General features: G+C 60.5%; 13 protein-coding genes and 2 pseudogenes. 11 read left to right on the top strand and 4 right to left on the bottom strand.

What is annotated here, in order from left to right; translation table 11 throughout:
• Nucleotides 1–35 precede the first annotated feature (35 nt).
• Together IHQ72_RS12855 and IHQ72_RS12860 are read right to left on the bottom strand one after the other, a co-directional pair.
• Nucleotides 36–413, bottom strand: a complete 378-nt coding sequence (locus IHQ72_RS12855) for a hypothetical protein (protein WP_258122767.1) — start codon at nt 411–413, stop codon at nt 36–38.
• Nucleotides 410–1,687 carry a PDDEXK family nuclease gene (locus tag IHQ72_RS12860; protein WP_258122768.1) on the bottom strand — a complete coding sequence of 426 codons (1,278 nt, stop codon included), beginning with the start codon at nt 1,685–1,687 and terminating at the stop codon, nt 410–412. Before IHQ72_RS12860 ends, IHQ72_RS12855 begins: the two co-directional genes overlap by 4 nt.
• Before the next feature lie 988 nt (nt 1,688–2,675).
• Here IHQ72_RS12860 and IHQ72_RS12865 point away from each other — a divergent pair.
• Together IHQ72_RS12865 and IHQ72_RS12870 are read left to right on the top strand one after the other, a co-directional pair.
• The gene (locus tag IHQ72_RS12865) at nt 2,676–3,590 is read left to right on the top strand and encodes an alcohol dehydrogenase catalytic domain-containing protein (RefSeq protein WP_258122769.1); all 915 of its coding nucleotides are present in this window, start codon (nt 2,676–2,678) and stop codon (nt 3,588–3,590) included.
• A 154-nt stretch (nt 3,591–3,744) separates the two neighbouring features.
• Nucleotides 3,745–3,828, top strand: a pseudogene (locus IHQ72_RS12870) (IS5/IS1182 family transposase); the annotation flags it as partial.
• 16 nt (nt 3,829–3,844) lie between these two features.
• Here IHQ72_RS12870 and IHQ72_RS12875 read toward each other — a convergent pair.
• The gene (locus IHQ72_RS12875; protein ID WP_258122770.1) at nt 3,845–4,945 is read right to left on the bottom strand and encodes an alpha/beta hydrolase; all 1,101 of its coding nucleotides are present in this window, start codon (nt 4,943–4,945) and stop codon (nt 3,845–3,847) included.
• Nucleotides 4,946–5,016: 71 nt separating this feature from the next.
• Nucleotides 5,017–5,610: a TetR/AcrR family transcriptional regulator gene (locus IHQ72_RS12880; protein ID WP_258122771.1), complete on the bottom strand. Its 594-nt coding sequence runs from the start codon at nt 5,608–5,610 to the stop codon at nt 5,017–5,019.
• A gap of 269 nt (nt 5,611–5,879) precedes the next feature.
• Here IHQ72_RS12880 and IHQ72_RS12885 point away from each other — a divergent pair.
• The 9 genes and pseudogenes from IHQ72_RS12885 to IHQ72_RS12925 all read left to right on the top strand — a co-directional run.
• Nucleotides 5,880–6,242, top strand: a pseudogene (locus IHQ72_RS12885) (DUF3734 domain-containing protein); the annotation flags it as partial.
• Between the two features lie 27 nt (nt 6,243–6,269).
• Complete coding sequence (locus IHQ72_RS12890; protein WP_258122772.1) at nt 6,270–7,055, top strand: acetoacetate decarboxylase; 786 nt, start codon at nt 6,270–6,272, stop codon at nt 7,053–7,055.
• Nucleotides 7,039–7,866: a 3-hydroxybutyrate dehydrogenase gene (locus IHQ72_RS12895; protein WP_258122773.1), complete on the top strand. Its 828-nt coding sequence runs from the start codon at nt 7,039–7,041 to the stop codon at nt 7,864–7,866. Before IHQ72_RS12890 ends, IHQ72_RS12895 begins: the two co-directional genes overlap by 17 nt.
• A 133-nt stretch (nt 7,867–7,999) precedes the next feature.
• Nucleotides 8,000–8,752, top strand: coding sequence for an ATP-binding protein (locus IHQ72_RS12900; protein WP_258122774.1), 753 nt, complete (start codon nt 8,000–8,002; stop codon nt 8,750–8,752).
• A gap of 631 nt (nt 8,753–9,383) precedes the next feature.
• Nucleotides 9,384–9,713 (top strand): hypothetical protein, encoded by a 330-nt coding sequence (locus IHQ72_RS12905; protein ID WP_258122775.1) that lies wholly within the window; start codon nt 9,384–9,386, stop codon nt 9,711–9,713.
• A 944-nt stretch (nt 9,714–10,657) separates the two neighbouring features.
• Nucleotides 10,658–16,618, top strand: a complete 5,961-nt coding sequence (locus IHQ72_RS12910) for an AAA family ATPase (protein ID WP_258122776.1) — start codon at nt 10,658–10,660, stop codon at nt 16,616–16,618.
• Nucleotides 16,619–16,673: 55 nt separating this feature from the next.
• Nucleotides 16,674–17,300, top strand: a complete 627-nt coding sequence (locus tag IHQ72_RS12915) for a response regulator transcription factor (RefSeq protein ID WP_258122777.1) — start codon at nt 16,674–16,676, stop codon at nt 17,298–17,300.
• Nucleotides 17,301–17,803: 503 nt separating this feature from the next.
• A complete protein-coding gene (locus IHQ72_RS12920; RefSeq protein WP_258122778.1) occupies nt 17,804–18,886 on the top strand; it encodes an efflux RND transporter periplasmic adaptor subunit in 1,083 nt (360 codons plus the stop codon).
• The gene (locus IHQ72_RS12925; RefSeq protein WP_309508848.1) at nt 18,886–21,981 is read left to right on the top strand and encodes an efflux RND transporter permease subunit; all 3,096 of its coding nucleotides are present in this window, start codon (nt 18,886–18,888) and stop codon (nt 21,979–21,981) included. Before IHQ72_RS12920 ends, IHQ72_RS12925 begins: the two co-directional genes overlap by 1 nt.
• Nucleotides 21,982–21,995: the final 14 nt, after the last annotated feature.

Here is a 21,995-nt window from a genome sequence, read left to right on the forward strand (position 1 = left end):
GGAATCGAGCGCCCCAAAGGGCAAAAGCGCATTGCCTAGATCGCGTTCTGGGTGAGGCGCGAAGCCAACGATCTGGCTTCATGCGGCGTCAGCCGGCTGAGCGCCAGACGGAGCGTTTCACAGAGCGCGTCCAGATTCGGATCGCCGCCTTCGGAGCCTGTGTGGCGGTGTGCTCGATGCTGGAAGAAAAGGCAGAGCCAAAGATCCAGCGCGCTGCCTTCCCATTTGCCAGTCTTGCGGGCCTGCGCTGACATGGTGAGGGCAAGGCCGGCAAGGGGGTTCATTCCTCCGGCGACCTCATACCCGTTCAGAAAATGGGCAAAGCGGCCCGACTGATCCCAGTCGAATGGTGCGGGCATCGCCGAGAAGTCACCCTTCAGGGCCTGCCGTTCCCATTTGAGAAGCCTCGTCATTCGGCGGCCTCCGCCAGCACACTGAGCCGCGGCCGGATCAAGGAGACAAATCGATTTGCCCTGTCGCAGAGCCAGTCGAGTTGCTGTTCGTCGCCCGCAAATTCCGATCGTGACCTGAACAGTCCAAGCTCGGCATAAAATGGTGCGACGGATTTCAACCTCACAGTCAGATCAAGCCCGCTTTCGGCACGCATGTCTGCAATGTCGCTGTTGAATTCGTCAAAAAGGATTTGCCCATCCTCATCCTTGAAGGTCAGGAACAGCCCGACCTCAGCCCTGGTGCCGGTGGAGCGAAACCCAGTTATCCACCCGAGCGGCTTGGGTAGCGGAATCCTGACCCAATTGTCGCCGCCGTGGCGCGCAGGCAACTGGTCGGCATGTTCGAACTGAACCTGGTCTATGAACCGCTGCCAGAACACACGATTGACGCTACGCCGACTGCCGCGTTCCGGATCGACAACGCTTTCCATAGCTTCGTCGGGGAGGGGGTTGGCACCTTCTGGAGCCGCCAATTGGAGCGGCATGCCGCCGCCGTCGACCAAAACCCTTTGCTGGAGAACTTCGGTGCGTAGCGGCACGGAAGGCAACACAACCAGGTTTCCGGAGGCCGCCTGCCATAGCTGAATCTCAAGCAATGTCAGCTGCGCCAGGCCGGCGCCTTGCGAATTTAGATGCTCGGCAATCGCGTGCGTATCCGAGCGGATGCCATCTCCGGCGATAATGAGCTGAAAGTCACCGAGCTTCAGTGACCTCGTCACGGCATCGACGAAAGGGGCCTCTTCAAGCTCAGGCCATTTTGCCTTCGCCAGGTCGAAGATCGGATTTTGTCCAGCAATGGCCAACTTGCGTTTCAGCCTCGCGGTCAGATCGCCAAAGCTCCAGCGGCGCAGTAGGGCGGCATATTCGACGATTTGCGCCAATACCTCGCGGCGTGCCTGCGGATTGCGCCAAAGCTTGCACTCAATAATGACCAGTCGGCCGGTCCTTGCCACGCCTAGAATATCCGCGAACACTGTCCCGCCTGCACGAGGAATGGCGAGTTCCCGGCACAGGGGGACGACATCGCCCCTACCGCCATCAAGGCGATCGGCCACGATCAAGGCGGGATGCCGGAACAGCAAGTCTTGCAGCCAATGCTCGTCATAAGCATGCTGCGACAGAGCATTCGATCCCGGCGTTTGGCCTGATGCAAGCATTGCGTTTCGCATTAGAGATCGGCGGGCCAGTGGTTCGGTAACTGTCGAATTGAAGTCAGAAAATAATAAAGGACTCATTTGAAGATCTCCATCTATACATATCGTCATGAGGACGGAAGTCATCATTGAAGAATTTCGAAATATCGTTTCGAAAAACCTCGATAGCTTCATGACAATTTGTTAGAGGGACTTGCGCTCGATGAGTTGGAACAGTCAACTCGAATTGTCGGTGTCAATTTCTCACGGCGAGCGAATTGGGGGTGAGCGAAGCACACGGCGCCCATGTTGCAACCAAGTTCGAATGTCGCGCTGTCAGCAAAGTAGAAATGTCGCATTGCGATGGGGCCGGTCACGATGAGAGCGCCCGATCGGGCGTAAGCTGGTCAGGGTTGCGCAGCCCGATCGGGGGCGATCCAGTAGATCTCCGTCGGCTTTAGCTTTTGGGAGCCGCGTGGCCCCCTTCGAGCTAAAAGCCGGCTTCCGTTGTCGGTTGAGCCTTCCGGTTGATTGGAAACTCGTCCAGCACTGCGAGGCGACCAGGTGCGGCGAGCAGCGCGGCCTGATCTTGGACTGCCGCCCTCACGCGGCGATTTCCGTTATCTGTTCGCCGAGATCGAGTGCTTTGTGGCGGCACCAGATCCTTGCGTTGATCCGGTCACCAGAGTGCGGCCGGCGCTGCTTGCGGCCGAGCAGCCATTGAATTCACACCGCTGCATAATTCATATTGACTATTTAGTCGTTTTGACCATACTGTACAACTATCAGTTTCGGCGGGCCTTTGCCAGACAGAGGAAAGGCTAGTGACAAGCGTATCTCAAGCTCCAGGGTTGCACGTGCTCCGTATCCGGTGCCACGGGTTCGCAACTGCGTTAAAGATCGCCCGCGGACGGTATGCAATCAAATCGGAGGTGTTGGAGTGTGTCGGCGCCGACCTCGGCAAGGCAGGGAGGTCCAGGGCATGACATCCGGCGCTGCAGCTTTGTGCCTCGGGCCTGGCGGCTCGGACGGGTTTACAGTTCGGCAATTCACCAGGCGAAGGCCGGCGGCAGTTGAAATTGAGATCGCCGTGGCCGCGGCTTCGGTGAACCCGATCGATGTGCGCCGTTCCGAAGGCTACGGTAGGAGGCTGCTATCGCTGATCGGAGCCGGTACGTTTCCGCTAGTGCTCGGCAACGATCTTGCGGGTACGGTTACTGCGGTGGGCTCCCGTGTGGCGACCTTTAGGATCGGCGATCGAGTCTATGGAGCAAAGCCTGCTTCAACCGCGGGGACCCACGCCAGCCATGTGCTGGTCAAGGCTGTCCACGTGCTGGCCGTTCCGGAAGGCGTTGATCTTCACGCGCTCGCTGCAATTCCCTACAGCTTCACGACAATGTGGCTGGCTGTACGCGGCGCGGGCCTTTCCCGGGAGAACGCAGCCGGAAAGACCGTGCTGGTCCACGGCGCCGCCGGCGCACTAGGAACGTTAGCAACGCAGATGCTCTCCTCATGGGGCGCGAGAGTTACGGCGATTGCCCGGAAGTCAAACAGCAAGGTGTGTCTTGAGGCCGGTGCCACCGAAGTGGTCGAGCGAACAGACGAGCTGTTCGTCTCCTTGTCGCGCTCTTTCGACGCAACTCTCAACTTCGCAACCTGGGAAGATGATCGCGCATTGCTAGGCTGTCTGCGCGACGGTGCGCTCGGTCACGCAACCACCGTGCACCCAATGTTAGGGAACTTCGACCGGCTTGGCTGGCTGCGCGGTATGCTAAAGACAATCTCGCAAAAGAAGGCTCACCGACGCGCGCTGCCGAAGGGCGCCAGCAATTACGCATGGGTCCTCTTCAAGCCGGACAAGGCAGCACTGGATGACTTGCGCCAGTTCGTCGAACACAGCCATGTCAGCCTCCCGATCGGGCTGTGCAAGCCGCTCGCCGCAGCAGGTGTGGCTTTCGACCACGTCAGGAAAAGACAGCCGGGGCGCGTGCTGCTGCTGCCCTGATACCACAGTCGAGCGTTGCGACGAGCGCGAAGGGGCGCACCTCAGGCTTTCATAAGGTGCGCTGGCCGAGGCCGAGAGCTCGAAGCGTCGCGTCGAGCGCTTGGCTGGTCGTTTCGGGCCGGGGACCTCGCTCAATGATTCGAATCGGAAATGAAAGAACTGCTTCTCGCTCTTCCTCTACAGGGACCGAAACGCGATCGAGCGCATGTTCTGCCGCATCAAGAACTTCCGCCGAATAACCCAGCCCCTATAAGCTAGCGCTCCCTAGGACCATGCGGCACGCCGGTGCTATCAACGATCAAGAGCCCGCCGCTCCCGCGTCTCGATTTCTCGCGCGCCAGCCCAGAGTGCAGGTCTTTACTGAAGCTTTGCAGCAGCTCCGAGGACGCAGCGAATTTCGTGTGCTGCAACGGGTCACCACTCTGAAGCAAGCTCATGTCGAATACGCGCACCCCTGCCTGTTCGAGGATTGGAATGATACGGGGGTCATCGATTACGAAGGCACCGACCCGATCGACATTGCCGGCTATTAGCTTTGAGATCGCAAGCGCCTTATCGTCGCGGGAGATCAGAACAGTGATGGGGGGAGACCTCTTTCCAATCGATATGATCTGCGTTCGAAACACGTCGATATCGATATCGGGCGAGGCGAGCACAACCTCACCAAGTTTGCCGTTAAACTCGAGGTCGTTTTTAAATTTGGCTTGCCGTAAGACCTCGGCCGTCAACCAGCCTCCCATTGAATGAGCAACCAGGTGGATCTTCTTGACAGACTGGATCTTAGCAACACTTCGGATCAAACGCTCAAGGTGGTCCCGCGAGAACATCGAGCTTTCGCGATCGCGACCGTACCCAAGGATTTTGCCTTCTGAAGGCCAGGAGAATACTATCGCAGCGCCTGCGAATCCGGTGTCATGAACAAGCTGGGTGAAGCGAAAAATCGCCTCCTGGTAAAGTGTGTTATAGCCATGGATGAAAATTACCGCTTCGCCATCGCGGCTTGCTCCGGCGACGCCTTTGGCAAATTGATCTTCCGTTAAATAAGTTCGCGCCAAGACGGAGAAGTGACGTTCCGGATCGGCAACCCCCGTCGGCCATTCGATTGCGCCTACTTTGTGACTGGGCGGGATCGACATTTGATATCTTTGGTAGTTTAGGGCGAGACTACGATCCGAAGCGGCTCCGAATTCGCCCGTTTCACCCGTCAGATTCCTTGAGGTAGCGGTAAAGAGTTCGACGCGCCGTGTATCGCTTGCATCGGTCGCAACAGGGGTCAGCACACTCGCTGCAGGACGGAGTGCGCAGCCATCCAGCGCAATCGCTACAAGCAGGCAGGAAAGCAATCGAAATTCCATCGGTGCCTCAACCCAACTAATGGACGATACATTACCTGCCACGATAACTTTGTGCTAGGCTCCAGACCCAATCAGCGCTGGCCGAGGCCGAGAGCTCGAAGCGTCGCGTCGAGCGCTTGGCTGGTCGTTTCGGGCCGGGGACCTCGCGCAATAATTCCGCGCGTCACCTCCAGCCATATTCCAATTGCGATGTCGGCTGCCAACTCTACGTCGCGCACGCTCACTCGGCCTTGGGCAATCGCTTCCTCGATGTCCGCCTTGAGATTCCCGCGAACCCCTATGCCGAACTCAATGGGTGATTGCGAGCTCTGAATAACAAGGCGGGCCCAGTCTGTGTCCGCGCTCGCTCTCTCCAGGAATTTCATGAACGCGAAAGAGAGGCGCTCGATCGGATCCCGCCGCTCGAGCCTGGCAGGCGACAGCAGCTCATCAAAGCTCTGACTGAGCCCGGCCCCCACCGCAGCGGCCAGATCTCCGATGCTCTTGAAATGGTAGTAGAAGGTCCCCTTGGCAACGCCCGCAGCCTCGACGACAGCATCCACCGTAAGCGCCTCGTGCGTACGGCCCCCAAGGAGCGTCGCGCCTGCTTCCACGATCTGCGCACGCGTCCGCGCCCGCTTCTCACGCCCTATCTCCGCCCTGCGCGCCAAATCTACTTTTGCCATTTGTCATGCCCTTTTTGCATTGCACCATTACGCAATTCTCATATTGACGATATAGTCGTTTTGAACTATATGTGCAAATTGAAAATAGGCCGATCCCCATGCGGACGGCTAAGGACCGCGAGGTCATGCTCGGTGAGAAGGAAAGCATTCGATGAACGTTCAGTCCCAGAAGGGTTTCCGAACGGTAGAAGGGCGTCTCCCTTTCGAATGCAAGCCGAACGCGCGCCCATACCGACCAGTTCAAGCATTACCAGCGCGCCCGACACACGCTCGCGAACCTTCTGGCAAAACTGCCCGCTGACCTTTTGGATAGCGAGGAGGCGAGAATGCTGAGCTCAATTGCGGACCACAAGGTCTACAAGCTGGTCCATCTGATCTACGGCTCGAAGCAGTATGAAACCCACTCGAAGGACTACGAATTCTCGCGGCTGTCCATGGAAGAGCATTGGCGGGCTGGTTACTTCGACGCTGTGCGCACATTGCGCCATCCTGAGGCAATAGCGCGGCCGGACAATCTGGACGGGGTTAGCACCTATGACCTTGCTGTCGACGGGCGGGAATATAGTTCAGTCACGCAAGCGACTGACGTCCCCGTCGCGAATGCGCCCCCGGCTCCTCCTGAACGCAAATGAGCCGCTCGATCCAAAGGATTTTCAGCCATGCACCAAGACACCGTCCGGGCGAGCGCTTTCGCCATGCCGCTGACCAGCCCGGCCTATCCGACCGGCCCATATCGCTTCCGAAATCGGGAGTATCTGATCATCACATATCGCACCGATCCGAACAAACTGCGCGACCTCGTGCCCGAGCCGCTCCAGGTGTGCGAGCCTCTCGTCAAATTCGAGTTCATTCGCATGCCGGACTCGACCGGCTTCGGTGATTACACGGAAAGCGGACAGGTCATCCCGGTTTCGTTCCGCGGACGCAAGGGCAGCTACACCCACTGCATGTTTCTCAACGACCACCCGCCGATTGCCGGCGGACGCGAGCTTTGGGGCTTTCCGAAGAAGCTTGCGAGTCCGACTTTTCGGACCGAGACCGACACTCTGGTGGGCACGCTCGATTATGGACCGGTCCGCGTCGCGACGGGTACTATGGGCTACAAGCACCGAGCCGCCGACCTCGCGAGCGTGAAGGCCTCGCTCGCCGAACCGAACTTCCTCCTCAAAATCATCCCGCATGTCGACGGCACGCCGCGCATCTGCGAACTCGTGGAATACCACTTGGAGGAAATCAATCTGCAGGGCGCCTGGACCGGCCCGGCAGCACTGAACCTTTGGTCACACGCGCTGGCCCCAGTCGCCGAGCTGCCGGTGCTGGAAGTGGTATCGGCGGTACACATCATCGCAGATCTCACGCTCGCGCTTGGAAAGGTCGTGCATGACTACCTCGCGGAAGCTGAGCCTCGCTATCGGAAAGGAAGAATCCATGAATTTGCAGAATGAGATCTTATCGAAGCACGCCGACGGAGCCGCAGGCCGGCTCCTCAACAAGGTGGCAGTGATCACCGGAGCCGCGAGCGGCATCGGCAAAGAGATTGCGCTCATATTCGCTCGCGAGGGGGCAAGAGTGGTCATTGCGGATCTTGATCACAGCGCGGCGCAAAAGGCCGCGTCCGAGATCGATCCGATGGGCAAACGTGCGCTCGGGGTTGGCATGGATGTCAGCAACGAGGAGCAGGTGGAAAGCGGAATGGTGCAGGCGATCGAAACCTTCGGGCGCCTCGACATCCTGGTCAGCAACGCCGGCGTCCAGATCGTGGCGCCGCTTGTCGAGTTCGAGTTCGAGAAATGGAAGAAGTTGCTTTCCATCCATTTGGACGGAGCCTTCCTGACCACCCGTGCCGCCTTGCGGCAAATGTACAGGCAGAAGGGCGGCAGCATCATCTACATGGGATCCGTGCACTCCAAGGAGGCTTCACCGCTCAAGGCGCCCTACGTCACCGCCAAGCACGGCCTGATCGGCCTGGCGAAGGTCGTGGCCAAGGAAGGTGCCGCCCACGGCGTGCGCGCCAACGTGATCTGCCCCGGCTTCGTGCGCACGCCTTTGGTCGACAAACAGATCCCGGAGCAGGCACGCGAGCTTGGGATCTCCGAGGCGGACGTGATCAAGACCATGATGCTGAAAGAGACGGTCGACGGCGAGTTCACGACCGTCCAGGACGTTGCGGAAGCAGCGCTGTTCCTGGCAGCCTTCCCATCGAACGCGCTGACTGGCCAGTCGATGGTGGTCAGCCATGGATGGTTCATGCAGTAGAGGCCCAGAGGATCGCTTCTCTGCGTCAAAAGGCTAGAGCCGTATACCTCAGAATAATAGCGATCGGACTTCCCACTGAGTAACAATATTTGGCAGGGAAGAATATCCCTGAACTGCCTTGACGGAGAGAAGCGTGCGGTACACGTCCTCGGAATCCAGTGATCGAAGACTAGAGGAGCCCGTTGCTCCCTTTTCGGCGGCCGAACCGCCCCTGTGTCTCTCGTCCATAGTGCACGATTTCAACAGTCTGCTGACGCCGGTCCTGACCATTCTCGAAGAGCTGCAAGCCCGCCGCGCCGGCACATCGCGCCAGCTTAGGAAGCTCGACGGTGCGATATACTGCGCATTTCGTGCCAAGATACTTGCTCGGGAACTTCTCGACTTTGCGAACCCGCGGCAGGCAAGGCCGGAACCGGTTGACATTCACCAGCTGATCTCGCTCTTGGAGGCGGTACTTGAAAGTGTTCTGCCATCAAGCATCAGCCTCGAAGTTGATATCGACAATAGCCTTCCGCTGGCTTTTGTCGACCAGCCGTTCGTGGAGCGCGCGCTCCTCAATCTTGTCCTCAATGCGCGCGACGCGATGCCTGAGGGTGGCGAAATCACCATTGCGGCAGCGTCGGAGTTGCCGCCTGTCAGTCAGGCTGGATCGCGTAAGCTGATGATCCGCCTTTCGGTCGCAAATCGGAGCATCTCTCCAGAGGCGCCAAGTATGGTGGAACATCCACACTTCTCGACCCAGACCAATAGGACCAGTCTCATTTTGGCGATCGTCAATCAACTCATGGAGAGCTTGGAGGGTGGACTCACACTGACCAACACTGCTCGTCAGGGCACGGCAGTCGACCTGTGGTTGCCAGCAATGTCGGCCTGCTCGGCCGACTGAGCTGTTGGCGAGAGGAAAGGACCTATCGCGATGGAACTCCGCGTTCTGCTTACACAGTGCTTCTCCGCCATTCACGACTTCGTGGCGCCGCGATATCGACCGGAACTTCACTATATGCGTGGCCCTGGCCCGGCATATGCACGGCGCGCAGTGCTGGACGAATCTCGACGAGTGCTGCCGGTCCTGCGCAACCCGCGCCGGTAGCACGAGTCGTCGGGGCGGCAATTTCACAACCTACTGATATTGCAGGCGGTCACTTGACGCCCCGGCGAGCGTTGGCCGGCAGCCCGAGGGAATCGCGCGCCCAACCAAGCGGTCAGCGTTGGTTAGCAGGGTCCTCCAGATTACCGCAATATACAAAGGTATGGGTCTGGCAACTACCGCGACATGAGCGACGAACAACAATCTAATAGAAAAGCCGTGTATGTGCTGTAATAGATGTGTGTTGTGGCGGTATGACGTTCATGCTTACTGAAACATACTTGCGTTAGCACGTCGACATAAGAAGGGTTGGCGATGGAATGTATAAAATGTGATCTTGTATTCCGCGGACGTCCTACAAGATACTACTTCTGTTCGCATACATGCTGGGACGACGCCAAAACAACCACATCATGGAGGATTCTATCGGATGATTTCGGTTCTCTATCGCCTCCGGTCAGGCTCACTACTTCCGCTCATTTTGCTCGGCCTGCATAGCCAGGTCAGCGCACACGATGCCCCGACCGGGTGGAAGTACCCGTGGGCATGCTGCAGCAATATGGATTGCCAGCAGGTCCAGTCCTCGGCGGTTATCGAGAAGCCCCAGGGTTACGTCATCCAATCCACCGGTGAGGTGGTCGGTTACCGAGACAAGCGCATAAAGGACTCGCCCGACGGCGAATACCATTGGTGCGCACACCAGGCGGGTCTCGATGCGGGCCAGACGATCTGTCTTTTCGTCCCGCCCAGGGCCTCATGAGGCGGCAAAGGGCACTTTACGGATCGTTGCAGCCGGCGACCGTGGGCGCCTACGCTCGCATGATGAAACACGTTTTACTTTGGTCGCAACCCATTCCCGGCACCGCTCGCCCTGATCACTCCCACGGCAGCAAAGCCGGAAAGGGCCAAAGACTGCGAGGGTCGACGTCATCGCAGAACCCGGCATGCAGGCGCGTGAAGCGGCAACACTTACTCGTCCTGTCATAATCCATGGCCACTTACTTTGCCGGTTACGAGGGTCCGCGCTGCGCTACGTTGGATGGGCTGAGGATCATCCTCCTTGGCCTGTGTGCCACCCAGCTTACAGCCTGCATCGCAGCCTATCCACGCGACGGCCTGCCTACGCAATGGATGGCCACAGCCGAAGTAAGTGGCTTCCCCGGCGACATACGCGTCTGGGACGATTCCACAGGTTCGCCGACAGGCAAATCGCCCCTGTATCCTCCAGCACGGCGATGCAGCGGCGTGCGACACGCAGCCGATGAGGTAGCGCAGGCGGATGGAGGCAACTGGTTTAGGAGTTCTGCCAAAACGGCTAAGCGGTTATACCTCGGCATAATACCCAGAGTAGTCGAGGCAGGGTAAACCTTGCAACGGCCCCTGAAATCCAGCGTCCTCCCACCAGGAGCCTACTTGCCGCGCCGGTGTGCCTCTTGACCGCAAAAAACCTCTCCTGCCGGCGCGGCCCCTCTCAAAAGGGCAGAACAGCGCTTTCGCGGCCCTGTTTCGTAGGCCCTGGTCGAAAAGCATACTCTGCGAACGGAAGTGGTGGGATGAAGATCAGCGATAGATGTGATCGGCTTTGCTGGGCGCCCCAAGAAGTGGGCACATTGACACGAGAGGGAAGTGGGTGAAGCCTGACTAGAACTGCGATGCCCGTGGTCCAAGAAGGACGCGGGCAGTCTCGAGTCGAGCGATGTGAAGATGGACGACACCGTCCAAGGCGGGCCGAAAAGGAGCGCCAGGAAAAGCACAGGCAGACAGGAGCGTCTAGCCGCTCCTGGCCGGCTGACGACGCCGACCCTAGCTCAGCCTGACGCGGTACAAGCTACCTGGGATGACGGCTATCGCATCCTCACACGGCAGACACGCCAGGACGAGAAGGCAGGGCCGCAGCCTGTCCTGGTGGTGCGGCTTGCGGCCGAGCACCCCAGCCGCACCAGCCTCGACAGACTGGCGCACGAATATGGGCTGAGAGACGAGCTCGACGGTACGTGGGCAGCGAAGCCGCTGGAATTCATCAACGAGAATAACCGCAGCGCGCTGATCCTGGACGACTGCGGCGGCGTGCCCCTCCGCCAGCTGATCGCGGAGCGAAAGCAGGGGATGGCGACCGAGCTCCCGCTCTTCCTGCGTCTTGCCATCGGTATCGCTGCGGCGGTCGGCAAGGTTCACGAGCGTGGTCTAGTTCACAGGGACATCAAGCCAGCGAACATCCTGGTGAACGAGGCAGAGGGCCAGGTTCGGCTCACAGGCTTCGGCGTGGCGTCGCGTCTTTCTCGGGAGCGCCAGGCGTCCGAGCCTCCCGAGGTCATTGCCGGTACTCTCGCGTACATGGCGCCCGAACAAACCGGCCGCATGAACCGATCAGTCGACGCCCGTAGCGACCTTTATGCGATCGGCGTCACGCTTTATGAGACGCTCACCGGCAAGCTGCCGTTCACCGCTTCCGATCCGATGGAGTGGGTACACTGCCACATTGCCAAGCGCCCGGTGCCACCGTCCGAGCGGATGAAGAAGGTGCCCCGCGCTGTCTCGGCAATCCTCATGAAGCTGCTCGCCAAGAATGCCGAGGAGCGCTACCAGACGGCCGGCGGGCTGGAGGCCGATCTGCGGCGGGCCCTGCTTGAATGGGAGAGCCGAGGGCGGATCGGTGAATTTCCGCTTGGGACGCACGATCTGGCCGACGAGCTGCTGATTCCTGAGCGGCTCTATGGGCGCGAGCGTGAGATCGCTGTCCTGCTTGCCGCCTTCGACCGGGTTGTTGCGGGCGGCGAGCCGCAGCTGGTGTTGGTGTCGGGCCACGCCGGGGCTGGCAAGTCCACGGTCGTACACGAGCTCCACCGTGCTCTCGTGCCGTCTAGCGGGCTGTTTGCATCCGGCAAATTCGACCAGAACCAGCGCGACGCTCCCTATGCGAGCTTAGCACAGGCCCTGCAGGGCCTCATCCGGCCGCTGCTGGGCAAGAGCGAAGCTGAGCTTGTGCCCTGGCGCGCCGGCTTGATTGAAGCTTTGGGCGCGAGCGGACGGCTGATGGAAACGCTCGTCCCGGAGCTCGAAGCGCTTATCGGTCCACAGCCGGCGGTCGCGGAGTTGCCGCCGCAAGATGCAAAGCGCCGCTTCCATTTGATCATCAGGCGACTGCTCGGAGTGTTCGCCCGAGCGGAGCATCCGCTGGCGCTGTTTCTGGACGACCTCCAATGGTTGGACACCGCGACGCTCGACCTGCTTGAGGATATTTGCACGCAACGGGATATGCGTCACCTGCTGCTGATTGGCGCTTATCGCGACAACGAGGTCACACCCACCCATCCGCTGATTCGTCGGCTGGCCGCGATTCGCGATGCCGGGGGGCTGGTTCGGGAGATCCCGCTGGCGCCGCTCAGGCTGGAAGAAATGGTCCGGATTTTCGCCGATGCTCTTCATTGCCGGAGCGGTCGCGTCCAGCCGCTTGCGCGGCTGGTGCACAAGAAGAGCGCGGGCAATCCGTTCTTCGCCCTTCAGTTCCTGAGCACGTTGCCGGATGAAGGGCTGCTTTGGTTGGATCGTGCGCAGGGGCGCTGGGATTGGGACCTCGAGCGCATACGCGCCAAAGGCTATACCGATAACGTCGCGGATCTCATGCTGAGCAAGCTGCGGCGCCTCCCAACCACGACCCAGATTGCCTTGAACGTACTGGCCTGCCTCGGCAGTCGAGCGACAGTTGGCACCTTGACGCTGATCAGAGGCGAACCTGAAGAAGCGGTTCACACGGTGTTTTGGGCTGCGGTACGGACCGGGCTGGTGCTGCGGCAACAGGGGGCGTACCGGTTCTTGCATGACCGGATTCAAGAGGCGGCCTACGGGCTGATCCCCGAAAGCGAGCGAGCCGCGGCACACCTCGCTGTTGGCCGCGTCCTGCTGACGCATACGCCCTCGGACGCACTCGAGGAGAGTATCTTCGACATCGTCGGCCAGCTCAACCGCGGCAGCATGATAATTGCGCCGGGCGAAGAGCGCGAGCGCCTCGCCGATCTGAACCTGGTTGCCGCCCGCCGTGCCAAGGCGGCGGCGGCGTACGCGTCGGCGCTGACCTATGCCACCACGGGTGCGGGTCTCTTGCCGGATGATGCATGGGAGCGCCGGTACGATCTCGCTTTCGGCCTCAATCTGCACAGGGCCGAATGCGAATTCCTCGCCGGGGCGCCGGCTGAGGCGCAGGCGCGGCTCGCCGAGTTGGCAAGCCGTGCCGCCAGCCTCACTGATTTGGCCCGCGTCACTCGGCTGCGTGTGGACCTTTTCATGAGCCTGGGTCGAAGCGATCAGGCCATCGTTTTCGGCCTCGACTACCTGCGCCGCGTCGGCATCACCTGGTCGGCACATCCGACCAGGAAACAAGTGCGGCAGGAATACGCGCGGCTTTGGCGGCAGCTCGGAAACCGCCCGATGGAAACGCTGCTCAACTCGCCCCCGATGGCAGATCCTGTTGCGCTCGCGACCATGAATGTCCTCACATCGCTCGTGACTCCGGCCTTGTTTACCGACGAGAATCTGCGTTGCCTCGTGATCGGGCGAATGGGGAATGTTAGTCTGAGGCACGGCAACAGCGACACGTCGCCCTACGCCTACACCGCGGTAGGCACTGTGCTGGGGCTGTATTTTGGCGACTACGAGGCAGGTTTCCGGTTCGGCCTGCTCGGGCTGGACCTGGTGGAACAGCCTGGAATGGACCGCCTGAAGGCACGAGTCTACCTCGCCTTCGGCAACCTTGCAAAATCTTCGCCGCGGCATGTCCGGACGGGCCGTCCACTGGCGCAGCGCGTATTTGAAACGGCGCAGCAGGTCGGCGATCTCACCTATGCAGTCTTGAGCCGCAATAACCTCCTGACCTACCTCCTCGCCAGCGGCGAGCCCCTCTCTGAGGTTCAACGCGATGCGGAAGCCGGTCTGGTTTTCGCCCGCCAAGCCGGGTTCGGTGTCGTGGTCGGCTTCATTGCCGGGCAACTTCAGCTCATTCGAACGCTCCGCGGGCTGACGCCGGTGTTCGGCTGCTTCAACGACACAGGATTCGACGAGCAGCAATTCGAGCGTCAGACCGACGGCAAGCCTGGTAGTTGCTTGTACTGGATCCGCAAGCTGCAGGCACGCGCTCTCGCCGGCGACCACGTCGCAGCGCTTGCAGCAGCGGCGAAAGTACAAGGCCTCCTGTGGATGACCCCTGCCATTTTCGAGCGGGCGGAATACCATTTTTATGCAGGCCTCTCGCTGGCCGCACTCTGCGACGAAGTATCGGCCACCGAGAGTTCCCAACATCGGAGGGCCTTGGCCGCTCACCGCCGCCAAATCGAGGAGTGGGCCGAGCACAGTCCAGAGAATTTTGCGAGCCGCGCAGTGTTGATCAACGCGGAGACTGCGCGCTTGGGCAACCACGCGCTGGATGCCGAGCATTTGTATGAACAGGCCATCCAATTGGCCTACGCGAACGCGCTTCCTCACGACGAGGCGATCGCGTATGAGCGCGCTTCCGCCTTCTACCGCAGGCGCGGGTTTGATCAGATTGCTCAGCTCTACCTGGAAAACGCCCGTCGCTGTTATCTGCGCTGGGGAGCTGAGGGCAAGGTGCGGCAACTCGATGAACTCTCTCCACGCCTGCGGGACGACGAACCAGCACCGGTTGCGACGAGCACAATCGAAGCGCCAGTCGAACGTCTCGACCTCGCTACCGTCATCAAGGTGTCGCAAGCGGTCTCCGGCGAAATCGACATCGAGAAGCTGATTGACACAGTGCTGCGAATGGCCATCGAACAGGCGGGGGCCGAGCGCGGGCTTCTTGTCCTGTCGCGTGGTGGTGAGCCGCGAATTGCCGCGGAGGCCTTGACCCGCGGCGACGCCGTGGTCATAGAGCTGCGCGATGCGGCCGCTGTGGGAACGATGCCGGAGTCAGTTCTCAATTACGTCCTGCGTACGGGGCAAGCTGTAAGCCTCGACAATGCGTCTGCCGAAAACTCCTTTGCGGCCGATCCCTACATCCGTGACCACACGGCCAGATCCATTCTCTGCTTGCCGCTGATCAATCACGCGAAGCTGATCGGCGTGCTCTATCTGGAGAACAATCTGGCCGGACGTGTCTTCGCGCCGGCCCGCAGTGCGGTGCTGAAGCTCCTCGCTTCGCAGGCCGCCAGCGCGCTTGAGATTACCGGTCTTTACCGCGACCTCGCAGAACGCGAAGGCCGGATTGGCCGTCTGGTCGAGGCCAACATCATCGGGATTTTCATCCGCGATATCGATGGCCGAATTGTCGAGGCCAACGAGGCGTTTGTCAGGATGGTGGGCTATAGCCGCGACGAACTCTCCTCGGGTCGCCTGCTCGACGCAGAACTGACGCCGCCGGAGTGGCGCGAGCGTGACGCCGAGGCTGGGGCGGAGCTGAAGATGAACGGCAGCGTCCAGCCGTTCGAAAAGGAGTACCAGCGAAAGGATGGTGGCCGCGTATCCGTGCTGATTGGCGAGGCGAGCTTCGAAGGAACCGGAAACCAGACTGTCGCCTTCGTACTGGATCTGTCCGAGCGCAAGCGGGCGGAAGAAAAATTACGAGCGAGCGAGTCACGCTTCCGAACGTTCGTCGACCACGCGACCGACGCGTTCTTCCTGCACGCCGACGACCTGACCGTCATAGATGTTAACCGTCAGGCCTGCGAAAGCCTCGGCTACAGCCGCGAGGAACTGATTGGAATGCACCCGCGCGAGTTCGACGGGGATCTGAACCAGGAGGTGCTCGCCAACTTGGTAGCTCGAGTTGAGACCGGACAGACAGTGACGTTCGAGACGCTGCACTGTCGCAAGGACGGCAGCGTATTTCCCGTCGAAATTCGCGCCGGTCGATTCCAGCAGGGAGAGCAATGGTTCCGTCTTTCACTTGTGCGCGACATCACCAGCCGCAAGCAGGCGGAGAATGCCCTCCAACTCGCGCAGGCCGAGCTTGCCCATATGAGCAGGATGACCACAATGGGAGAGCTTGCGGCTTCGATCGCCCACGAGGTCAGACAGCCTCTCACCGGGCTCGTCGGCAGCGGCAATGCGTGTCTTCGCTATCTTGATGCGGATCCGCGCGACATCATCTCCGCCCGTCGGGCCGTCGAGCATATGATCAGTGACGCCTTTCGCGCGTCCGAGGTCATCGACCGGATCAGGGCGATGGCGAAGAAATCCCCCGAGCGGCGGGATCGGCTGAGCATCAATGACATTGTTTCGGAGACGATTGCGTTGGTGTCCACGGACCTGCAACGAGGCGCCATCTCGCTGAACACCGAGCTGTCGGACAACCTGCCTCCAATCGTGGGCGACCAGGTCCAAATACAGCAGGTCGTTCTCAACCTCATAATGAACGCCAAGGATGCAATGACAGCGGTTCCAAAAGGATCACGCGAACTCGTCATAAGCACCGAACGAGTGGCATCACAAACGGCTTTGGTAGCGGTCCGTGACAGCGGCCCGCCAATCGACTCCGCGAAGGTCGACGAAATGTTCGAGGCCTTTTACAGCACCAAACCCAAGGGCATGGGCCTGGGCCTCACGATCAGTCGTTCGATCATCGAGTCTCACAACGGCCGACTCTGGGCCGTCCCCAACCAGCCGCGCGGGGCAATTTTCCAGTTTACATTGCCAGTTGAGGAGAAACCGGAATAATAATTAGCGTCCGGCCTGCCGCGCATTACCGGCGGCTCAACCTTGGGGCGCATGGATGGAGGAGTTCGTCTACATCATTGATGATGATGCGTCGGTTCGGAGGGGGCTCGGCGAACTCTTGCGCTCGGTCGGACTTGGCGTGCACACATTCGAGTCCAGCCAGGAGTTTCTGGACAGCAAGCGTTCTGATGCTCCAGGCTGCATCATCCTCGACGTGAGGCTGCCGGGGCGGAGTGGGCTCGAATTTCAGAGTATGCTGCAGAATTTGGGCATTCAACTTCCAGTCATTTTCATCAGTGCCCATAGCGACATTCCGATCTCGGTGCGCGCGATGAAATCGGGCGCCATCGAGTTCCTGACGAAGCCGCTGCGTGAACAGGAATTGCTAGACGCGGTTCACGCCGGGATCGAGCAGGACCGCACTCGGCGGCAGAAGGCCGAGCTCATTGCCGATTTTCGGACGCGCTACGATTCCTTGACGCCGCGCGAGCGAGAGATCATGAACCTGGTGGTCACCGGCAGGGTCAACAAGCAGATCGCTGCTCAAGCGGGTCTCAGCGAGGTGACCGTGAAGGTCCATCGCGGGCACGTCATGCAGAAGATGCGGGCGAAATCTCTCGTCGAACTGGTCCGAATGGCGGACAGCCTGGGTGTGACGACCACGCCGACTCGCATGAAATAGCGGTCCTATAAAATATATACCAACGTATAATTGCCCTGGTGCGCATGAATATGCGCCGGATGCGCTCTTTCGTTTTCCCTTAAGGAAGTTGACCAACTTGGCAATGGCGTTGAACCGCCAGCCGCCTCTACTGTCCAACCAAAGGACGGAGCTGGTTATGGTTACATGATCAAAAGGCCAGTATCTGCAATCTTCGCGGATACCCTGTGCGGTCCCTCAACGCGTCAAGCACTGCACGCATCAAATCATACGTCAACCGCGAGCTCGGAGCCGTCCCTGGGCTGCGGAGGCCGAATGGGCGTCTGCCCAGCCTCTCGCCCGATCTCCGCCTTGTGCCGGGTTATCTACACCAATTGGCATGTTGAATTGCATAATTACGTGATTTCTCGTATTGACCTAATCGTCGATTTGACCTAATTGTCTAAAACGAGAGCCGGTTAGCACGTCTCCGACTCCCTATCATCAGTTCCCTGCAACCTCGATCCTTTCGAGCGGAGGCTTTCATGCGCCTATCGTACGGCAAATTCCTTTGTGTCTGTCTCGCCGGCCTTTGTCTTGCCGGCTGTTCCGAAGAGGAGAAGGCAGCATTAGCAGCACCGCGGCAGGCGCGGGCAGTGGTGGTGACGCCTCACAAGCTCGCCACGGTGGCGGAGGGCGCCGGTCGCGTCCAGTCGCGTTATGTCAGCGAGGTCGGCTTCGAGGTCGGCGGCCGAGTCATCTCGCGCGATGTCGACATAGGCGCCATCGTCAAGAAAGGTCAGAAGCTCGCTGAGCTCAGTGCCGTCGATTACCGCAACAAGGTGACCGCCGCACAGGCCGATCTCACGGCGACCAAGGCCACGCTCGTCCAGGTCGTGGCCCAAGAGGATCGCTTCCGTATTCTGCTCGGCAAGGGCTTTAGCACCCGTTCCCAGTACGATGAGGCGCTGAAGTCGCTGCAGAGCGCACAAGCTGCCGTCCAGGCGGCCGAAGCCAATCTCCGGATCGTTGAAAACCAGCTCGGCTACACGCAGTTGCTTGCGCCCGGCGACGGCATCGTGACGGCGGCTGGCGCCGACCCAGGTCAGGTCGTGGCCGCGGGCCAGATGGTCGTCGAGATCTCCCGCAATGACGCGCGCGAGGCGGTCTTCGCCGTCGCCGGCGAAGACATCGCCGGGGCAGAGCTCGGCATGGCGGTGAACGTTTCGATCCAGGGCCGGCCGGACATCGCGGTCACCGGCACAATCCGCGAGATTTCCCCCGAAGCCGACAGCACGACCGGCACCTATCAGGTGAAGGTGGCGCTGGCTTCGGCGCCGCCAGAGATGCGGCTGGGCGCAGTCGTCGTAGGTCGCGTCGAAAGCGAAGAAGGCCAGGAGGTCACCACGCTACCCCCGACCGCGCTGCTGCAGTCCGGAGACGAGCCGCAGGTCTGGGTGATTGGCGGTGACGGCAAGGTGCAGCGCCGGAACGTCCAGCTGCTTCAATTCGATACAGACTCCGTCGTCGTTAGCCACGGGCTGTCGGCAGGAGAGAAGGTCGTGACCGCCGGCGTTAATTCGCTGGCAGACGGTGAGTTGGTGAACGCTGAGACGGAGGTCGAGTGATGACACGCTTCAATCTTTCGGAATGGGCGGTCCACAACCGGGCCATCGTCGTATTCCTCATGCTCGTCTGCGTCATCGGCGGCATCAGCGCTTACGAGAGGCTCGGCCGGCAGGAGGATCCGGATTTCACCGTGCAAACCATGGTGGTCCAGGCGGTTTGGCCAGGGGCCACCGCGGCCGATATGCTCACACAGGTGACCGACAGGCTCGAGAAGAAGCTCGAGGAGACTCCCCAGCTCGATTACATCAAGAGCTACACCAAACCCGGCCAGGCGACCATTTTCGTTTACCTCAAGGAGTCGACGCCCAAGCGCGAGCTCGACGACATCTGGTACCAGGTCCGCAAGAAAGTCAGTGACGTCCAGGCGACGCTTCCCCCTGGCGTGGTCGGCCCCTTCTTCAACGACGAGTTTGGCGACGTTTTCGGCATCATCTACGGGATCACCTTCGACGGCTTCACGCCTCGCGAGGCGCGCGACTTCGCCGAGACGGCGCGGACCGAGTTCCTGCGTTCGTCCGATGTCGGCAAGGTCGAGATTTTTGGCGACCAGGACGAAAAGGTCTATCTCAGCTTCTCACCCCAGAAGCTCGCCAATCTTAAGCTCAGCCTCGACGAAGTGCTGACGGCGATCGCTCGGCAGAACGCGGTTGTGCCCTCCGGCGTCATCAACACGCCGCACGAGAACATGCTTGTCGACGTTACCGGCTCCCTCCTGAAGCCCCAGAGCATTGCCGACCTCAATCTCTGGATCGATGGGCGCTTCTACAAACTCACCGACATCGCCAAAGTTCAGCGCGGCTACAGTGACCCGCCCACGAAGATGTTCCGCGTCAACGGCAAGCCGGCCATCGGTATCGGCGTGAACATGCGTGAGGGCGGCAACAACCTCGACTTTGGCGAAGGCCTGCACGAGGCGGCCGGGCGCCTGATGCAGCGCTTCCCCGTCGGCATTGAGCTCAACCTGGTTTCGGACCAGCCCGAGGTCGTGCGCGAAGCCATCGGTGAATTCACCAAGGCACTGTTCGAGGCGATCGTCATCGTGCTCGCTGTCAGCTTCCTCAGCCTCGGCTTCAGGGCCGGGCTCGTGGTTGCCTTGTCGATCCCGCTGGTGCTCGCCATCGTCTTTATCGCCATGGAAGCGATGGGCATCAGCCTGCAGCGCATCTCGCTCGGCGCGCTCATCATCGCGCTCGGCCTACTGGTGGATGATGCGATGATCACCATCGAAATGATGATCTCGAAGATCGAGGAAGGCATGGAAAAAGTTAAGGCGGCTACATTCGCCTATACTTCTACCGCCTTCCCCATGTTATCGGGAACTCTGATCACGATCCTCGGCTTCCTGCCAATAGGCTTCGCCGACAACAACACCGGACAGTATACGTTTTCGCTGTTTGCCGTCATTGCGGTTGCGCTCGTGGCCTCCTGGTTCGTGGCCGTGATCTTCGCGCCGGTAATCGGGCTGTCCCTGCTGCCTTCTCACATGAAGGCGCATGGCACTCATGGGCCGGGCCGCTTCATGCGCGCTTTCATTGGCTTGCTCGGCTTCAGCATGCGGCACCGCTGGCTTACCATCGCCGCCTCGCTTGCCGCCTTCGGCGCCTCCCTGTACGGCATGGGTTTCGTGCAGCAGCAGTTCTTCCCGGCGTCGAACCGGCCCGAGCTTGTGGTGACGATGACGCTGCCGAAGAATGCCTCGATCGCGGCGACCGAAACGGAGACGAAGCGGCTGGAAGAGACGCTTGCCAGCGACCCCGACATCGCCGGCTTCTCTTCCTATGTGGGCGGCGGCGCCATCCGCTTCTACCTGCCGCTCGACGTCCAGCTCGACAACGACTTCATGGCGGAGACTGTGGTCGTCGCGAAGGATCTCGAGGCGCGGGACCGCGTTCAGGCGAAGCTCGAGACGCTGTTTGCCGACAGCTTCCCGAACGTGAGGGCCCGCATCTCGCGCCTGGAACTCGGGCCGCCGGTCGGCTGGCCGGTGCAATACCGGGTGAGCGCGCCGACGACCGACGAAGCGAGGGAGCACGCGGAGGAACTCGCAAAGATACTGCGGTCATCCGGACTCGTGCGCAACGTCAACTACGACTGGGCTGAGAAGAACAAGGAACTGCGCATCGTGGTCGATCAGGATCGCGTGCGTCAGGCTGGCCTAAGCTCCGAACAGCTCGCCCAGGCGCTCGACCGCGTGCTCACCGGCTCGACGGTCACTCAGCTGCGCGACTCGATCTATCTGGTCGATGTCGTGGCCCGGGCCGAAAACAGCGAGCGCGAAAGCGTCGAGGCCTTACGCAATCTCCAGATCCCCACTCCGACAGGCGCCTCGGTACCCCTGCGCGAACTTGCCGAGTTCCAGTACGGTCTCGACGAGGGCTATGTCTGGCGTCGCGGCCGCCTGCCCACCATCACAGTCCAGGCGGAACCGTTGCCGGGGCTGCAGCCCGCCTCCGTTCACGAGCGACTCGCAGGCGCGGTCGAAGAGTACACCAAGTCACTGCCGGCCGGCACTCTGCTAGAAACCGGCGGCACGGTCGAGAAGAGCGGCCAAAGCAACGCCGCTCTGCTGGCCCAGTTTCCGCTGATGATCACGTTGATGCTGACCGTACTCATCGTGCAGTTAGGCAGCTTCCGCCAGATGGCGATGGTGATCAGTGTAGCGCCGCTCGGTCTCATCGGGGTCGCAATCGCGCTGCTGACCACGAGTACGCCTATGGGCTTCATCGCCATCCTCGGGATCATCGCGCTTGCAGGGATGATCATCCGCAACTCCGTGATCCTCGTCGACCAGATCGAGCATGAGCGGGCGCGTGGCATCGATCCCTGGAGGGCGGTGATCGACGCGACCACGCACCGGTTCCGGCCGATCATGCTGACCGCGGCTGCAGCCATCCTTGGCATGATCCCGATCATGCACGACGTGTTCTGGGGGCCGATGGCCTACGCCATTGTCGGCGGGCTCGCCGTCGCGACGGTGCTGACGCTCGTCTTCCTCCCGGCCCTTTATGTCGCGGTCAACGGCATTCGGGAAAAGCATGAACCTGTAGCAGCGCCTGACGTTCCGGCAATGCCCATTCTCGTCCCCCAGCATTGAGAAAGGGGCTTGCC

It is taken from the genome of Mesorhizobium onobrychidis (assembly GCF_024707545.1).
GTDB lineage: Bacteria > Pseudomonadota > Alphaproteobacteria > Rhizobiales > Rhizobiaceae > Mesorhizobium > Mesorhizobium onobrychidis.

What these genes read in the sequence shown, in the direction of transcription:
- IHQ72_RS12860 (WP_258122768.1), bottom strand. Translation starts at nt 1,687, where the DNA reads ATGAGTCCTTTATTATTTTCTGACTTCAATTCGACAGTTACCGAACCA.
- IHQ72_RS12855 (WP_258122767.1), bottom strand. Translation starts at nt 413, where the DNA reads ATGACGAGGCTTCTCAAATGGGAACGGCAGGCCCTGAAGGGTGACTTC.
- IHQ72_RS12875 (WP_258122770.1), bottom strand. Translation starts at nt 4,945, where the DNA reads ATGGAATTTCGATTGCTTTCCTGCCTGCTTGTAGCGATTGCGCTGGAT.
- IHQ72_RS12905 (WP_258122775.1), top strand. Translation starts at nt 9,384, where the DNA reads ATGATTTCGGTTCTCTATCGCCTCCGGTCAGGCTCACTACTTCCGCTC.
- IHQ72_RS12915 (WP_258122777.1), top strand. Translation starts at nt 16,674, where the DNA reads ATGGAGGAGTTCGTCTACATCATTGATGATGATGCGTCGGTTCGGAGG.
- IHQ72_RS12880 (WP_258122771.1), bottom strand. Translation starts at nt 5,610, where the DNA reads ATGGCAAAAGTAGATTTGGCGCGCAGGGCGGAGATAGGGCGTGAGAAG.
- IHQ72_RS12890 (WP_258122772.1), top strand. Translation starts at nt 6,270, where the DNA reads ATGCACCAAGACACCGTCCGGGCGAGCGCTTTCGCCATGCCGCTGACC.
- IHQ72_RS12910 (WP_258122776.1), top strand. Translation starts at nt 10,658, where the DNA reads ATGGACGACACCGTCCAAGGCGGGCCGAAAAGGAGCGCCAGGAAAAGC.
- IHQ72_RS12925 (WP_309508848.1), top strand. Translation starts at nt 18,886, where the DNA reads ATGACACGCTTCAATCTTTCGGAATGGGCGGTCCACAACCGGGCCATC.
- IHQ72_RS12895 (WP_258122773.1), top strand. Translation starts at nt 7,039, where the DNA reads ATGAATTTGCAGAATGAGATCTTATCGAAGCACGCCGACGGAGCCGCA.
- IHQ72_RS12920 (WP_258122778.1), top strand. Translation starts at nt 17,804, where the DNA reads ATGCGCCTATCGTACGGCAAATTCCTTTGTGTCTGTCTCGCCGGCCTT.